The following is a 15,560-nucleotide window of genomic DNA, read 5'->3' on the forward strand; positions in this document are numbered from 1 at the left end:
TCCGCTTCCCTTCCAGGGCCGGTACGGATGACGTGGAGCGCGGCGGGAGGGTGGGGCCTCGTCCGTCCGCGTCATGAGTGGGGGAGGTCGCGCGTTCCGGGTGCGTGCGGGACCAGCTGCCCGGCCGTGAGGCCCTCGGTCGGCGGGACGAGTTGCCCGTCCGTGAGGCCGTCGGTCGGCGGGACGAGTTGCCCGCCGGTGAGGCCGTCGGTCGGCGGGACGAGCTGCCCGCCGGTGAGGCCGTCGGCCACGAGCCGCGCCGTCTCCTCGGCCAACTCCTCGGCGCGGCGGACCTGTTCACGCAGGGCGGCCACGTGCCGGAACGCCTCCCCGTAGCGTCGCTGTTCCGCCAGCGGCAGCAGGGGGACGCGCAGCCGGCCGGGGCTGAGGTGCAGGGTGGAGCTGCCGGTGGAGGCGCCGGTGAGGTTGGCCTCCGAGCCGAGGAAGCCGTACAGGAACCAGGAGTCGAGCCGCGCCGGGTCGGGCCGGAAGAGGTGCACGCCCGGGCCGAGCAGCACCCCCGCCTCGTCCTCGCCCGCGACCCGTGCGACGGGGCCCCGGCCGCCGGTCAGGCCCCGTACCAGCACGTCGCCGACGGCGATCTCCGGCACCTGCTCGGCGGCCTGCGCGTCCTCGATCCGTCCCGTCGGTCCGCTCCCGTGGGCGATGTCGGCGCCGGTGAGGGCCGGCCGGGCCGTCCCGCCGCCCGCCTGGGACCCGCTCCCGCCGTCCGCCTGCCTCGGCGTTCCGGGGGCCGCCCGCAGGACCTTCAGGGCGCCGCCCCGGGCCAGGTCGGACACCGTGGCCGAACGCCACTGGCGGGGCTCGGCGCCCGCGGCCGTCCACCACTGCGTGCCGGCCAGCGACGCGACCGACCCCGCGGCACCCGTCAGCGCCTCCCGGACGGCCACGGCCCGGCCGGCCAGCTGCCGCGGGTCCACGTCGGCCTGCGAGGCGCGCACCTGCCGGGCGGGCGTCACGTCGACCACCTCGTCGAGCAGGTCGACCACGCTCACCGCCCGCGCCACACCGGCCCGCGCCTCGAACCCGTCCGGGTCCCCGGCGTACGCAGTCCACGCCGACACGATGTGCTCGGTCACCCGCGCCCAGTCCACCGCACGGCCCCCGGCGCGCACCGCGGCCGTGGGCTCGCCGGCGGTGTCGACGAAGAGCACCGTCTGGGGCGCCGGCCAGGCCGGCTCCGGGCGTTGCAGCACCCACACCTGCAGGCCGATGTGCAACGGGATCGCCGCCCCCGGCGGCAGTGCGGCCACCGCCCGCAGCGCGCCGCTGCGGATCAGCTCGGCGCGGATACGGCGGCCGGAGGAGCGGGACGCCGTGGCCGGCGGGAGGAGCAGCACCGCGTGGCCGCCGGGTTCGAGGTGCGCCAACGCGTGCTGAACCCAGGCCAGTTCGGACTCGGCGCGAGGCGGGAAGCCGTACGCCCAGCGCGGGTCGTAGGCGAGTTCGTCGTGGCCCCAGTCCCGGTCGCCGTAGGGCGGGTTGCACAGTACGGCGTCGACGGTGAGGTCGGGGAAGGCGTCGGCGCGCAGGCTGTCGCCCGTGCGCACGGTGACGTTGGCGGCCGCCTCGGCCGTCAGGGTGAGGCCGACGGCGGAACGCCGGGCCTGGACGGGGACGCTGTCCTGCCCGTACAGCTCGCGGGCGCCGCGCGCGGCGGCGGCCGCCAGCAGGGTGCCGCTGCCGCAGGCCGGGTCGAGGACGCGGGCCGGGGAGCCCGGGACCAGGCGGGCCAGCAGGTCGGCGAGCGGGGCCGGGGTGCGGTAGGCGCCGCTGGCGGCACTGTCCTCCAGCTCCCGTTCCGCCAGCACGCTCAGCGCCGACTGCGCGCCCTCGTCGCGGACGCAGAGCAGCAGGGCGCGCAGCACGGGGATGTCGGCGTCGGTGAACCGGACCGGTTCCGTGTCCGGCACCACGTCGGCGACCTCGGCGGCCGCGTCGTCGGCCTGCTTCACCAGATCGGTGTCGGACAGCGCGAGCAGGCCGGTGAGGCCGTCGCCGGGGCGGCGGGCCGCCGCCAACACCAGCAGGAGCAGGTCGGAGGTGCCGGCGCCGGCGGGTTCGCGCAGGCGCAGGGTGGTGCGCAGCTCCCCGCTGGGCGTGGCCGCGGTGCGCTGTCCCCGCGAGGCGAGCCAGGCGCGGACCTCCTCCAGGTCGTACAGCGGGCTGCTGTCCGTGCCGCCGGAGGGCGCGGGGAAGTCCTCGTGCCGACGGCGCCAGTTGCTGACGGTGGCGCGCGTGACGCCCGCGATGCGGGAGATCTCGGCGGCGGTCACCTGGGCGGACGGCGCGGGTGGCTGCGACATGGATGTGGTCCTGGTCTGGGGGAGGCGTGGTCACACCCTACAACGCGCGTCAACCGCGCGAAACGGTTGGACAATGCTTTCACGGTAGGGCTCCCGTGCCCCTTCGCCCCTGTCCGGCCGGCTCCCGTCCGCCCCCACCCCTGATCCCCCCGTCGAATCCCTTGACGGCAACCCCCGGCCCCGGTTAACTCACGTCCTAAATTAAGCCATGAGTGCAATCCCTGAAGGGACACCGGGAGCCATGCGCAGGATCCGAGCCGCGGCCGTAGGCGCCGTCACCTTGTCTCTCGCCCTTGCGGCCACGGCCTGCGGAGGGGGGTCGTCCACCGGGGGCGGGTCCGGCGACTCGCCGAAGACGCTGACCTACTGGGCGTCCAACCAGGGTGCCAGTGTCGCCGTGGACAAGCAGGTCCTCCAGCCCGAACTCGACAAGTTCGAGAAGCAGACCGGCATAAAGGTGAAACTGGAGGTCGTGCCCTGGTCGGATCTGCTCAACCGGATCCTGACCGCGACCACCTCGGGCCAGGGCCCGGACGTGCTGAACATCGGCAACACCTGGAGCGCCTCCCTGCAGGCGACCGGCGCGCTGCTGCCGTGGGACCGGCAGAACCTCGCGAAGATAGGCGGCAAGGACCGCTTCGTGAGCTCCGCGCTCGGTTCGACCGGTGTGCAGGGCAGGGACCCGGCGGCGGTGCCGCTGTACTCGATGGCGTACGCCCTCTACTACAACAAGAAGATCTTCGCCGACGCCGGTATCGCCAAACCGCCGGCCACCTGGGACGAGTTGATCGCCGACGGCAAGAAGATCAAGGCGAAGGGGAAGTCGGTGCTCGGCGCCGAGGGCGCGAACCTCTCCGAGAACATCCACCACGTCTTCGTCTTCGCCAAGCAGCACGGCGCCGACTTCTTCACCGCCGACGGCAAGCCCGCCTTCACCGACCCCAAGGTGGTGGAGGCCGTGAAGAGTTACGTCGACCTGATGGCCAAGGACAAGGTCATCCCGGCCGGCGACGCCGAGTACGCGCAGAACCAGTCCGTCAGCGACTTCGCCAAGGGCAAGCAGGCGATGCTGCTGTGGCAGTCCGCCGCCGCCAACCTCAAGTCCCAGGGCATGAGCGAGGACACCTACGGCATCGCCCCCGTACCGGTCCGCTCCGGCACCCCCGGCCAGGGTACCCAGGTCAACTCGATGGTCGCCGGCATCAACATCGCCGTCTTCAAGAACACCCACAACCTCGACGGCGCCACGAAGTTCGTGAAGTTCATGACCTCCGACACCGAGCAGAAGATCCTCAACACCGCCTACAGCACCGTCCCGCCGGTCAGGTCCGCCCAGGACGACCCGGCGTTCGCGTCCCCCGACACCGCGGTGCTGAAGAACACCCTCGCCACGAGCGCCGCCGCGCTGCCGCAGGTGCCGTCGGAGTCGCAGTTCGAGACGACGGTCGGTACGGCCGTCAAGGAGCTGTTCGCCGACGCCGCGGCCGGCCGCACCGTGACCACCGACGCGGTCAGGGCGAAGCTGGAGAAGGCCCAGCAGCAGATGCCGGCGGCGTGACCACGATGACGACCACCGCACTGAGGGAACCGGTGCGCGAGACGTCCCCCGGCGCGGCGCGCGCGGCACGCCGCCGCCCCGGGCGGATCCGCCGCGCCGTGCTGCCGTACCTGCTGCTCCTGCCCGCGCTCCTGCTCGAACTCCTCGTCCACCTGGTGCCGATGGCGATCGGCATCGTGATGAGCTTCAAGGAACTCACGCAGTTCTACATCCGCGACTGGACCACCGCCCCCTGGAGCGGCCTGGACAACTTCCGGGTGTCGGTGGACTTCGACGCCCCGGTGGGCAGGGCGCTGCTGCAGTCGTTCGGTGTCACCGTCGGCTTCACCCTGCTGTCGGTCGGCCTGTGCTGGCTGATCGGCACGGCCGCCGCGGTCTTCATGCAGGACACCTTCCGCGGCCGCGGCCTGCTGCGCGCGCTGTTCCTGGTGCCGTACGCGCTGCCCGTCTACGCGGCCGTCATCACCTGGGTGTTCATGTTCCAGCACGACAACGGCCTGGTGAACCACGTGCTGCACGACCAGCTGCACCTCACCGGCAAGCCGTCGTTCTGGCTCATCGGCGACAACAGCTTCTACGCCCTGTTGACCGTGTCGGTGTGGAAGGGCTGGCCGTTCGCGTTCCTCATCGTGACGGCCGGGCTGCAGAACATCCCGCGGGAGCTGTACGAGGCCGCCGCGCTGGACGGCGCCGGGACGTGGCAACAGATCCGCCGCATCACCCTGCCGTCGCTGCGTCCGGTCAACCAGGTCCTGCTGCTGGTGCTCTTCCTGTGGACGTTCAACGACTTCAACACGCCGTACGTGCTGTTCGGCAAGGCCGCTCCCGAGGCCGCCGACCTGATCTCGGTGCACATCTACCAGGCGTCCTTCGTCACCTGGAACTTCGGCACCGGCTCGGCCATGTCCGTCCTGCTGCTGCTCTTCCTGCTGGTCGTGACGGGCGGATACCTGCTGCTGACCTCACGCGGACGCAGGAGGACCGCCGATGTCTAGTCCCGACTCCCCGCTGGCGCCGCCCCGTTCGTTCCGGTGGGCGCGGCGCGTGTTCCTCACCCTGCTGGCCGGGTTCGTGCTCACCCCGGTGTACGTGATGGTGTCCAGCTCGCTGAAGCCGCTCGCCGACGTCACGGGCCGGTTCCGCTGGCTGCCCAGCAAGCTGACGATCCGCCCGTACATCGACATCTGGTCGACCGTGCCGCTCGCGAAGTACTTCGTCAACTCGCTGATCGTGGCGAGCGCGGCGACCGTCTGCTCGGTGGTCGTCGCCGTGTTCGCCGCCTACGCCGTCAGCCGCTACACCTTCCGCGGCAAGCGCGTCTTCACGGTCACCGTGCTGTCGACGCAGATGCTCCCGGGCATCCTGTTCCTCCTCCCGCTGTTCCTGATCTACGTCAACATCGGCAACGCCACCGGCATCGCCCTGTTCGGCTCCCGCGGCGGGCTGATCCTGACGTACCTCACCTTCTCGCTGCCGTTCTCCATCTGGATGCTGATCGGCTACTTCGACTCGGTCCCGCGCGACCTGGACGAGGCGGCGCTGGTGGACGGCTGCGGCCCGCTGGGCGCCCTGTTCCGGATCGTCGTACCGGCCGCGGTCCCCGGCATCGTCGCGGTCGCCGTCTACGCGTTCATGACGGCCTGGGGAGAGGTGCTGTTCGCGTCGGTCATGACCAACGACACCACCCGCACCCTCGCCGTCGGCCTCCAGGGCTACTCCACCCTCAACGACGTCTACTGGAACCAGATCATGGCCGCCTCGCTGGTCGTCAGCGTTCCCGTGGTGGCCGGTTTCCTGCTGCTGCAGCGCTATCTCGTCGCGGGTCTGACGGCGGGTGCCGTCAAGTGACCGCCACCACCCCTGATCCCGAAGGGACTTCCGTGTCCGAACCCATCGACCTCGCCGCCTTCCCCCCCGACTTCCTGTGGGGCACGGCCACAGCGGCGTACCAGATCGAGGGAGCCGTCGCCGAGGACGGTCGCGCGCCCTCGATCTGGGACACCTTCTCCCACACCCCGGGGAAGACCGCGAACGGCGACCACGGCGACGTCGCCTGCGACCACTACCACCGCTGGCGCGAGGACATCGGCCTGATGCGGCGACTCGGCGTCAACGCCTACCGGATGTCCGTCGCCTGGCCCCGGGTGGTCCCCGGCGGGACCGGCCCGGTGAACCCCAAGGGCCTCGCCTTCTACGACGAGGTGGTGGACGCCCTGCTGGAGGCGGGCATCACCCCGTCCGTCACCCTCTACCACTGGGACCTGCCGCAGGCGCTCCAGGACCGCGGCGGCTGGCCCGAGCGGGACACCGCCCTCGCGTTCGCCGACTACGCCTCCGTCGTCGCCGAACGCCTGGGCGACCGCGTCACCCTCTGGGCCACCCTCAACGAGCCCTCCTGCTCGGCCTGGATCGGGCACCTGGAGGGCACGATGGCCCCCGGCTCGACCGACCTCACCGCCGCCGTCCGTGCCTCCTGCCATCTGCTCCTCGGTCACGGCCTCGCCACCCAGGCGGTCCGAGCGGCAGCACCCGGCGCACGGATCGGCATCGTCAACAACCTGTCCACCGTGCACCCGGCCACCGACCGCCCCGAGGACCGGGCGGCGGCCCGCCGGCACGACGGCCATGTCAACCGCTGGTGGCTCGACCCGGTGCACGGCCGCGGCTTCCCCGCCGACATGGTGGAGACCTACGGCGTCGAACTCCCGCTGTCCGAGGCCGATGCGGCGACCATCGCGGCCCCGCTCGACTGGCTCGGCCTGAACTACTACTTCCCGGCGTACGTCACCGACGACCCCGACGGGCCCGCGCCGTACGCCCGTTCCGTCCGCCGCGAGGGCGTCCCGCGCACCGGCATGGACTGGGAGATCGACGCCTCCGGCATCGAGACGCTGCTGCTGCGGCTCACCGACGAGTACGGCGCCCGGCGGATCCACGTCACCGAGAACGGCTCCGCCTTCCCCGACGTGGTGCGCCCCGACGGCAGCGTCGACGACCCCGAGCGCCGCGACTACCTCGAACGCCACCTGGCCGCCTGCGCCTCCGCCGCCCGCAGGGGTGCTCCCCTGGCCGGCTACTTCGCCTGGTCGCTGCTGGACAACTTCGAGTGGGCGTACGGCTACGACAAGCGCTTCGGCCTGGTCCACGTCGACTACCGCACCCAGGCCCGCACCATCAAGGCCAGCGGCCACCGGTACGCGGACATCATCCGCGTCCACCGCGGCCAGAACAGCCGGGCCGCCTGAGCCAGGGCCGCCGGGCCGCTTGAGCCACCCCGCCGGTCCGCTTGAGCCAGACCTGCCGGGCCGCCTGAGCCTGGCCCGGCCGGCAAGCGGGGCCGGCGGGCACGGGTGGGGAGCCCGTGCCCGCCGACCCCGCACCACCCCGCCTGCTCCCATGTCCGCGACACAGAACAGGAAGTGCACCCCCACCCACCAGGAGAGCCGCATGCCATCCCGTGCCCCCCGTGTCTCCCGCATCCCCCGCACCCTGCTCGCCGCCCTGGCCACCACCGCCCTGCTGGCCGCCGGACCGGTCCTGACCGCGCCCGCCTCCGCCGCCCCCGCCGCCGTCGGCTGGGACACCGACCGGGCGGCCGCCGCCTACGCGGTGAACCCGGCCGCCGTCACCGCCTCCGGCAGCGAGAACGCCGGCACCGCCCCCGGCCTCGCCTTCGACGGCAACGGCGCCACCCGCTGGTCCAGCGACTTCGCCGACGACGCCTGGATCCGCGTCGACCTCGGCTCCGTCATCCGCGTCGACCGCGTGGTCCTCGACTGGGAGGCCGCCTACGGCAAGCGCTACGTCCTGGAGGCGTCGAAGAACGGCACCGACTGGACGCCCTTCTACACGGAGACCGACGGCACCGGCGGCTCGGTCACGGCGTACACCCACCCCCAGGAGGTCACCGGCCGCTACGTCCGCCTGCGCGGCCTGCAACGCGCCACGCCCTACGGCTACTCGCTGTGGAGCTTCCGGGTCTACGGCGGCGAACCGGCCCCCGCCTCGACCACCCGCGCCAACCTCGCGCTGAACCACCCGGCGTACTCCGACTACTACCAGGACGCGAGCCACTCCCCGGCCTTCGTCACCGACGGCGGCTGGCCCGCGGACCTCAGGGGCGACACCAGCCGCTGGTCGAGCGACTGGAACACCGACCGCTGGGTGTCGGTCGACCTGGGCGCGCGGTCGACCATCGACACGGTGGACCTGTACTGGGAGTCCGCGTACGCCGTCGACTACCTCCTCCAGGTCTCCGACGACAACCGCACCTGGCGCACGGTCTACGAGCCGTCGCCCGCCGACATCGCCGCCCGCCGCGCGAACGTCACCTCACCGTCCGACGCGGCCGGCGTGCACGACAGCGTGAGGCTTGCCTCGCCCGCGACCGGCCGCTACGTCCGCATGCTCGGCAAGGAGCGCCGCTCCTTCTTCAACCCGGCGCCCGCCACCGCCCAGTTCGGCTACTCCCTCTACGAGTTCCAGGTGTGGGGTACGGGCGGCAGCGCCACCGCCGCCTATCCGGCGCTGCCCGCCGACCAGCCGGGCACGTACCGCACCACCTTCTTCGACGACTTCACCGGCGCGGCTCTCGACCGCTCCAAGTGGCGCGTCGTGCGCACCGGTACGGAGATGGGACCGGTCAACGGCGAGTCGCAGGCGTACGTCGACTCCGCCGGCACCGTCGCCACCCGCGACGGCAGCCTGGTGCTGAAGGCGGCATACTGCAAGGGCTGCACCCAGGCGGGCGGCGCCACCTACGACTTCACCTCCGGCCGCGTCGACACCCACACCCACGTCGACTTCACCTACGGCAGGGTCAGCGCCCGGATGAGGCTGCCGGTCGGCGACGGGTTCTGGCCGGCCTTCTGGCTGCTCGGCAGCAACGTCGACGACCCCTCCGTCTCCTGGCCGGCCTCCGGCGAGACCGACATCATGGAGAACATCGGCTACCCGGACTGGACCAGCACCGCCCTGCACGGCCCCGGCTACTCGGCCGACGGCAACATCGGTGCCCGCCAGACGTATCCGAACGGCGGCACGGCCGACCAGTGGCACACCTACGCGGTCGAGTGGACCCCGACGGCGCTGCGCTTCTTCGTGGACGACCGCATGGTGCAGGAGACGACCCGCAACAAGGTGGAGTCCACCCGGGGCCAGTGGGTCTACGACCACGACCAGTACGTGATCCTCAACCTCGCCCTCGGCGGCGCCTACCCGGCCGGCTGGAACAAGGCCACCACCCCCTACTGGGGCCTGCCTCAGCCCAGCGTCGACAAGATCGCCTCCGGCGCGGTCCAGGCCGAGATCGACTGGGTGCGGGTGGAACAGAAGAGCTGACTCCGCCGACCGGCCGGGCGTAGTGATGGCACTCGTTCCGCGAACTCCTGCGCCCGGCCGCAGTAGGGTCTGCCCCACCTGCTCCAGGGGGCTGGTCGGAGTGCCTGAGTCCGGCGCCGCATGATCGGCTGTCCGCACGTAGTTCGCGTGGCGGAAGGTGGACAGGTGAGGGTCCGGATCGGGTGCGTGGCATGGATCGTGGGCGTGGTGCAGTTCTTCGTCATCCATGGGATCGCCGAGTCGGCTTGGGTCAGACCGTACAGCTGGGCAGGGAACAACATCAGCGACCTGGGCAACGCTCACTGCGCTCTGCAGCCAGATCCTCAACCGCGGTATATCTGTTCCCCCGAGCACGGTTTGATGAATGTTTCGTTCGTCGTCCTGGGGCTGCTGTTCGTTGTCGGTGCCGCCCTGACCGGTGGTGCCCTTTGGCGCAGGGGACGGGCCGCTGCCGTGGCCCGTCTGCTGCTCGCCGGTGCCGGGGTGGGATTCGTGTTGGCCGGGCTGGCTCCTGCGGACGTGAACGAGAACCAGCATGCCCTGGGCGCCCTGTTCATCATGGCAGCGGGCAACATTGGTCTCGTCGTGGCGGGACTCGGCCTGGCAGAACACGTACCGGCACCCCTGCGGTGGGGCACCGGCCTGCTGGGAGCCACAGCGATCACGGCCTTCGGACTGTTCCTCTCCGGCCACTACCTCGGTCTCGGCATGGGAGGTATGGAACGGGTCGCCGCTCTTCCGCTTCTGTTCTGGGCGCTGATTGTCGGCGTTCGTGGGCTCATTCGTCGGTCGGGTCGTGTGCGAGAAGCGATGACAGCAGAGCGTCTCAGCCGCGCTGGTTGAGCGCTCTGGTCAGATCCCGGTCGGCTTCGAGATCGGCCCGGGTTTCGTCAAGCGCGCCAGTAGATCGACGTTCTGCTGTTCCAACCGGGTTGTTCGGCGCTGGAGTTCATCAGTGTCGGCAGGGGCGCCCGGCCCTGACTCCTGTCAGGCCTGGGTGCCCGTCGCCTGTGACAGGGCGTGACACGCTCGTTCGCCTCACGCAGGTGCCGGTCACCCCAGGCGGGCCGACGGCCGCCGTGGCCGACTCCTTCCTGGAGCGGACCACGGTGTTCCTGAGCTGGTCACGGGGGGTGGCCGGGGGGCCCTCGGCGGGTGGGGTGCAGGGCTTGTTGCATAGGATGCGCAGGTGCACGAATACAGCATCAGGCCCGCGACCCACGACGACCTCGACCAGGCCAGGTCCGTCATGCTCGACACCGTCTACCGGGACTTCGGTACCGGATACGTGCCCCGGTGGCACACGGACATCGTGGATCCGGCCGGCGCCTATCTGGCCTGCGGGCGGCACACGTTGCTCGTGGCCGTCGACGCGGACGGGACGGTCATCGGCACCGGCGCCCTCGACGCCCGCGGGCCGCAGCACCCGCCGAACCCGCGGTGGCTTGCCGAGCGGTACCCGTCCGGCGAGACCGCGCAGCTGCGCCGGATCTACGTCCGCCCCGGGCACCGGCGCCGGGGCGTCGCGCGCCAACTGGTGGCGAGGCTTTTGGAGTTCGCTGCGGTAGACGGCGGATACCGGTCCGTCTACCTGCACACCGACCCGGCCGTGCCCGGTGCCGAACCGTTCTGGCGGTCCCTCGGCACGGTCGTGCACGACGAGCGGCAGGACGCCGGCGGTGGGCAGCGCGTCGTCCACTTCGAACTGCCCCTGGAGGGGGTGGGGGAGGGGGAGCGGCACCAACAGGCGGCTTACTGGAAATGATTGTCATGTAAGCTGCTGTCCGATCCACCCGTGAGCCACCCGCGCCGACCCGAGCTGAGGACCATGCCTGCCCCGCGCCCCACCCGACTGCTGGCCGCCCTTCTCGCCACGCCCCTCCTCGCGGGCTGTTTCGCCACCGAATCCGGTACGGCGTCCGGCGCCGCCGCCGACGGCTCGCGGCTGCGGGTCGCCCTCGCCTTCCCGCCGGTCGAGCGGCTCTCCCCGTACGGCGACGACGCCACCATCCTCAGCCGGCTCGGCGTCACCGAGGGCCTGACCGCCCTCGACGGCAACGGCTCCGCGGCCCCGGCCCTCGCCTCCTCCTGGCGCCAACACGGCGAGAACGGCTGGGAGTTCACCCTGCGTGAGGCCACCTTCCAGGACGGCTCCGAGGTCACCGCCCAGGCCGTCGCCGCCTCCCTCGCCCGGGCCACCCACGCCAAGCCCGCCCCGGCGGCCCTGTCCGGCGTGACCCTCCGCGCCCAGGCCCTGGACGCGCACCGGATACGCGTCACCACCGGCCGGCCCGACCCGATTCTGCCGCTCCGGCTGTCCAGCCCGAGCCTCGCCGTGCTGTCCGCGAAGGCGTACCGGGACAAGGACCGCGTCGACCCGGTCGGCACCGCCACCGGCCCGTTCCGGCTGACCAAGGTCACCGGCACCACCTCCGCGTCCCTCGACCGGTACGAGGGCTACTGGGGCGGACGCGCCCGGGCGGCCGGCATCGACGTCCGCTTCGTCGCCGACGGCACCGCCCGCACCAACGCCCTGCGCGGCGGCGACGCCGACATCGCCGAAGCCGTACCCGTCGCCCAGGCCGCCACCCTCCCCCAGGGCACCCGGCGGGAGACCGCCACCACCCGCACCACCAGCCTGCTGCTCAACTCCCGCTCCGGGCCCTTCAGGGACGCCGGGCTGCGCGCCGCCGCCCGCGCCGCCGTCGACACCTCCGCCCTCGCCAAGGGCGTGTACGAGGGACACGCCGACCGCGGCACCGGCATCTACGGCCCCGCCGTCACCTGGGCCGCCGACCGGCACCGCACGCCCGCGGGCCGGCCCGCACCCAAGCGGCCCGACGGGACCGCGATCACCCTCGCCACCTACGACAACCGGCCCGAACTCCCTGAAGCAGCCCAGGTGCTGAAGCAGCAGCTGGAGCGGGCCGGATTCGACGTCCGGCTCGTCGTACGCGCGTACTCACGGCTGGAGAGCGACGCGCTCGCCGGCAGGTTCGACGCGTTCGTGCTCGCCCGCAACAGCCTGGTCGACACCGGCGACCCGGTCGCCGTCCTCGCCGGCGACTACACCTGCGACGGCGGCTACAACATCGCCCAGCTGTGCGACAAGGACATCGACCGGGCCGTGGCCGCGGCCGAAGGCACCGCCGACACCGCGAAGCGGCAGGACGCGGCACTGCGCGCCGAGGCGCGGATCCTCGCCACCGACGCCGTCGTACCGCTGGTCCACCAGCGCGTGATCACCGGCGTCGCCCGCCCGGTCAAGGGTGTACTGCTCGACCCGTACGAGCGCACCCTCATCGGCGCCGGCACCCGGCGCTGACCCGTGCGGACCGTGCTGTGGCGGGCCTGGCTGGCCGGCGCCCTGGTGTGCGGGATCGGGCTGCTGCCCTGGCTCAGCCGCACCGATCCCGCGCTCACCGTCCTCAGGGCCCGGACCCAGGAGCGTGACCCGGACCCCGCGGTGCTCGACGCCATCCGCGACCAACTCGGGCTGCATGACGGCCCGTTCATCCTGCTCGGACGCTGGCTCGGCGGGCTGGCGCGCGGGGACGCCGGCCGGTCCTGGATCTCCGGCGAGCAGGCCGGACCGGCCGTGCTCCAGGCGCTCGGCGCCTCCCTGCTGCTCATGGCGGCCGCGCTCGCCGTGGCCTGCTGCACCGCGGCCGCCGTCTGCGCCCGCACCCTGTACCGGGGCGGCCGGAGCCGGGCCGGCGGCACAGGGTCCGCGATGCTCGCCGCGTTGCCGGAGTTCCTCACCGCCTCCGTCCTCGCCACCGTCGTCGGCGTGCAACTGGGCTGGCTGCCCGCCCTCGGCTGGTACGGGCCCCGGTACACCGTGCTGCCCGCGCTCGCCCTCGGCCTGCCCGCCGGGGCCGTGCTCGGCCGGCTCCTCGACGACCAGCTGCCCGGCGCCCTCACCGAACCCTGGGTGCGGGCCGCCGCCGCGCGCGGGCTGTCACGGGCTCGCATCGCCCGGCAGGCGGTACGGCGCTGCCTGCCCGGACTGCTGCCCAACACCGCGCTGTTCGTCGTCGGCATGACCGGCGGCGCCGTCGCCGTGGAACAGCTCTTCGACATTCCCGGCCTGGGCCGCACCACCCTCCAGGCCGCCCTCGCCCAGGACCTGCCCGTCCTCCAGGCCGGCACCCTCGCGCTGCTGCTGCTCGCCGCGACCGCCGCCGGCACCGCCCGGATCGCCGTCCGTCTGCTCATCGGGCCGGCCCTGCGCGACGGCGCCCTGCCCGCCCTGCACCGGCCCGCGCCGGCCGCGCGCGGGACCGTACCGCTGCTCCTCCTCGGGGTGCTGCTCGTGGTCCTGGCCGCCGGCCTGCCCCGCGACCCGCTCGCCCTCGACACCACCGCGCGCCTCCAACCCCCGTCCTGGGCCCGTCCGTTCGGCACCGACGCGCTCGGCCGCGACCTGCTCGCCCGGGTCGCCCACGGCGCCCTCGACACGCTGCTGCTCGCCCTCGCGATCAGCGTCGGCACGCTCCTGGCCGGGCTGCTGCTCGGCCTGCTGCCCCGGCTGTCCGGGCCGCTCGTCGACACCGTCAACGCCGTACCGCCCGTGCTCGCCGCGCTGCTCGTCACCGCCGTCGCCGGCGGCGGCCCGGCCACCCCCGCGCTCGCCGTCGCCGCCGTCGCCTGGGCACCGCTCGCCGCGCACACCTCCGCCCTGCTCCGGCAGGAACGCGCCGCCCTCCACCTCACCGCCACCCGGGCCCTCGGCGCCGGCCGCTGGTACCTGCTGCGCCACGAACTGCTGCCCGCCGTCGTCCCGTCCGTCACCCGGCACGCCCTGCTGCGCCTGCCCGGCACCGCGCTCGCCCTCGCCTCCCTCGGCTTCCTCGGCCTCGGCGCCCAGCCGCCGTCCCCCGAGTGGGGCCACCTCCTCGCCGAGAACCAGCCCTACGCCGAACGCGCCCCCTGGGCGGTCCTCGCCCCCGCCGCCGTCCTCGCCGTCCTCGGCGCGCTGGCGGTGGAGTCCGCGGGCGCCGTGCGCCGCCGTCGCCCGTACCGTCGTACGGCCGGGACGGCGCCCGTGGCAGCGGAGCCGATGCCCCGATGAGCGACACCCTGCGGGCCGCCGCCCGCACCCGGGAGGCACCCCTCTCCCCGCTGCTGCGGCTGCTGATACTCACCCAACTCGCCTTCAATGTCGGCTTCTTCGCCGTGTTGCCGTTCCTCGCCGAGCACCTCGGCACGGCGATCGGCATGGCGGGCTGGCTGGTCGGCGTCGTCCTCGGGCTGCGCACCTTCAGCCAGCAGGGGCTGTTCGTGGTGGGCGGGGCCCTCGCCGACCGGTACGGCATCCGGCCCGTCGTCCTCACCGGGTGCGCGCTGCGCGTCGCCGGGTTCGTCTGGCTCGGGTACGCCGCGCGGACCTGGGCGGTGATCGGGTCCGTCCTGCTGATCGGGTTCGCCGCCGCGCTGTTCTCGCCCGCCGTGGAGTCGGAGGTCGCCCGGCAGGCGGTCCTGCGGGAGGAGGCGGGTGACGGGCCGCGCGCCCGGGTGCTGGCCCTGTTCACCGTCGCCGGGCAGGCGGGCGCCTTCACCGGCCCGCTGCTGGGCGGCCTGCTGCTGACGGCCGACTTCCGCACGGTCTGCCTGGCCGGAGCGGGCATCTTCACCGCGGTCCTCGCCGGGCACGCCGTCCTGCTGCCCCGGCACATCCCCGGCCGGGAACCCGTCCGGGTGCGCGGCGGCCTCGGACCGCTGGTGCGCAACCGCCGCTTCCTAGCCCTGTGCTGCGGCTACGGCGCCCAACTCGTCGCCTACAACCAGCTCTACCTCGCCCTGCCCGCCGAAGTGGAACGCGCGGCCGGCTCCCAGGCGCCGGTCGCCTGGCTGTTCGCACTGTCCTCCCTGCTGGTGGTCACCACCCAACTGCCCGTCACCCGGTGGGCCGGCCGCAGGCTCGGCCCGCGCCGCTCCCTGACCGCCGGGCTGCTGCTGACCGGCGCCGGGTTCGCCGCCGTCGCCGTGGCCCCCCGCCTCACCGGTACGGCCGGACTGGCGCCGCTCGTCACGCTGGTCGTCCTGCTCACCCTCGGCCAGATGCTGGTCGCGCCCGTCGCCCGGGCCTGGCTCCCCGACCTCGCCGAGCCGGGCCGCCTCGGCCTCTACACCGGCGCCCTCTCCTCCGTCTCCGGCCTCCTCGTCCTCCTCGGCAGCACCGCCTCCGGTGCCCTCCTCGATCTGGGCCTCCCCCCGGCCGCACCCTGGGCGGCTCTCGCGGCGATTCCGCTGGCAGCGGTCCTGACCCTGCCGGCGGACCGGACCCGGCCGGGCGACGGGGCGAAGACGGCGGGGGCCTGACACGTCGGCTC

General features: G+C 73.2%; 11 protein-coding genes. 10 read left to right on the forward strand and 1 reads right to left on the reverse strand.

All coding sequences use genetic code 11. From position 1 onward, the window contains the following. Nucleotides 1–71: 71 nt before the first annotated feature. On the reverse strand, nt 72–2,327 hold the full coding sequence (locus tag ACZ3ZD_RS11125) for an N-6 DNA methylase (RefSeq protein ID WP_467395490.1): 2,256 nt from the start codon (nt 2,325–2,327) through the stop codon (nt 72–74). A gap of 241 nt (nt 2,328–2,568) precedes the next feature. Here ACZ3ZD_RS11125 and ACZ3ZD_RS11130 point away from each other — a divergent pair, with 241 nt between their 5' ends. The 10 genes from ACZ3ZD_RS11130 (at nt 2,569) to ACZ3ZD_RS11175 (ending at nt 15,549) form a co-directional block, all read left to right on the forward strand. After that, a complete protein-coding gene (locus tag ACZ3ZD_RS11130; protein WP_467395491.1) occupies nt 2,569–3,885 on the forward strand; it encodes an ABC transporter substrate-binding protein in 1,317 nt (438 codons plus the stop codon). Between the two features lie 5 nt (nt 3,886–3,890). Then, entirely contained in the window at nt 3,891–4,880 is a 990-nt protein-coding gene (locus ACZ3ZD_RS11135; protein ID WP_467395807.1) for a carbohydrate ABC transporter permease, read from the forward strand. Further along, complete coding sequence (locus ACZ3ZD_RS11140) at nt 4,873–5,733, forward strand: carbohydrate ABC transporter permease (protein WP_467395492.1); 861 nt, start codon at nt 4,873–4,875, stop codon at nt 5,731–5,733. The genes ACZ3ZD_RS11135 and ACZ3ZD_RS11140 overlap by 8 nt, the downstream gene beginning before the upstream one ends. Before the next feature lie 32 nt (nt 5,734–5,765). Further along, nucleotides 5,766–7,130: a GH1 family beta-glucosidase gene (locus ACZ3ZD_RS11145; RefSeq protein WP_467395493.1), complete on the forward strand. Its 1,365-nt coding sequence runs from the start codon at nt 5,766–5,768 to the stop codon at nt 7,128–7,130. A gap of 202 nt (nt 7,131–7,332) precedes the next feature. After that, entirely contained in the window at nt 7,333–9,225 is a 1,893-nt protein-coding gene (locus ACZ3ZD_RS11150; protein ID WP_467395494.1) for a discoidin domain-containing protein, read from the forward strand. Nucleotides 9,226–9,429: 204 nt separating this feature from the next. Further along, nucleotides 9,430–10,068, forward strand: a complete 639-nt coding sequence (locus ACZ3ZD_RS11155; protein ID WP_467395495.1) for a DUF998 domain-containing protein — start codon at nt 9,430–9,432, stop codon at nt 10,066–10,068. A 346-nt stretch (nt 10,069–10,414) separates the two neighbouring features. Further along, nucleotides 10,415–10,990, forward strand: a complete 576-nt coding sequence (locus ACZ3ZD_RS11160; RefSeq protein ID WP_467395496.1) for a GNAT family N-acetyltransferase — start codon at nt 10,415–10,417, stop codon at nt 10,988–10,990. Nucleotides 10,991–11,053: 63 nt separating this feature from the next. Further along, nucleotides 11,054–12,550, forward strand: coding sequence for an ABC transporter substrate-binding protein (locus ACZ3ZD_RS11165; RefSeq protein ID WP_467395809.1), 1,497 nt, complete (start codon nt 11,054–11,056; stop codon nt 12,548–12,550). Nucleotides 12,551–12,553: 3 nt separating this feature from the next. Continuing rightward, entirely contained in the window at nt 12,554–14,299 is a 1,746-nt protein-coding gene (locus tag ACZ3ZD_RS11170) for an ABC transporter permease subunit (protein ID WP_467395497.1), read from the forward strand. After that, nucleotides 14,296–15,549 (forward strand): MFS transporter, encoded by a 1,254-nt coding sequence (locus ACZ3ZD_RS11175; protein ID WP_467395498.1) that lies wholly within the window; start codon nt 14,296–14,298, stop codon nt 15,547–15,549. The genes ACZ3ZD_RS11170 and ACZ3ZD_RS11175 overlap by 4 nt, the downstream gene beginning before the upstream one ends. Nucleotides 15,550–15,560: the final 11 nt, after the last annotated feature.

It is taken from the genome of Streptomyces sp. NPDC023481 (genome assembly GCF_055560195.1).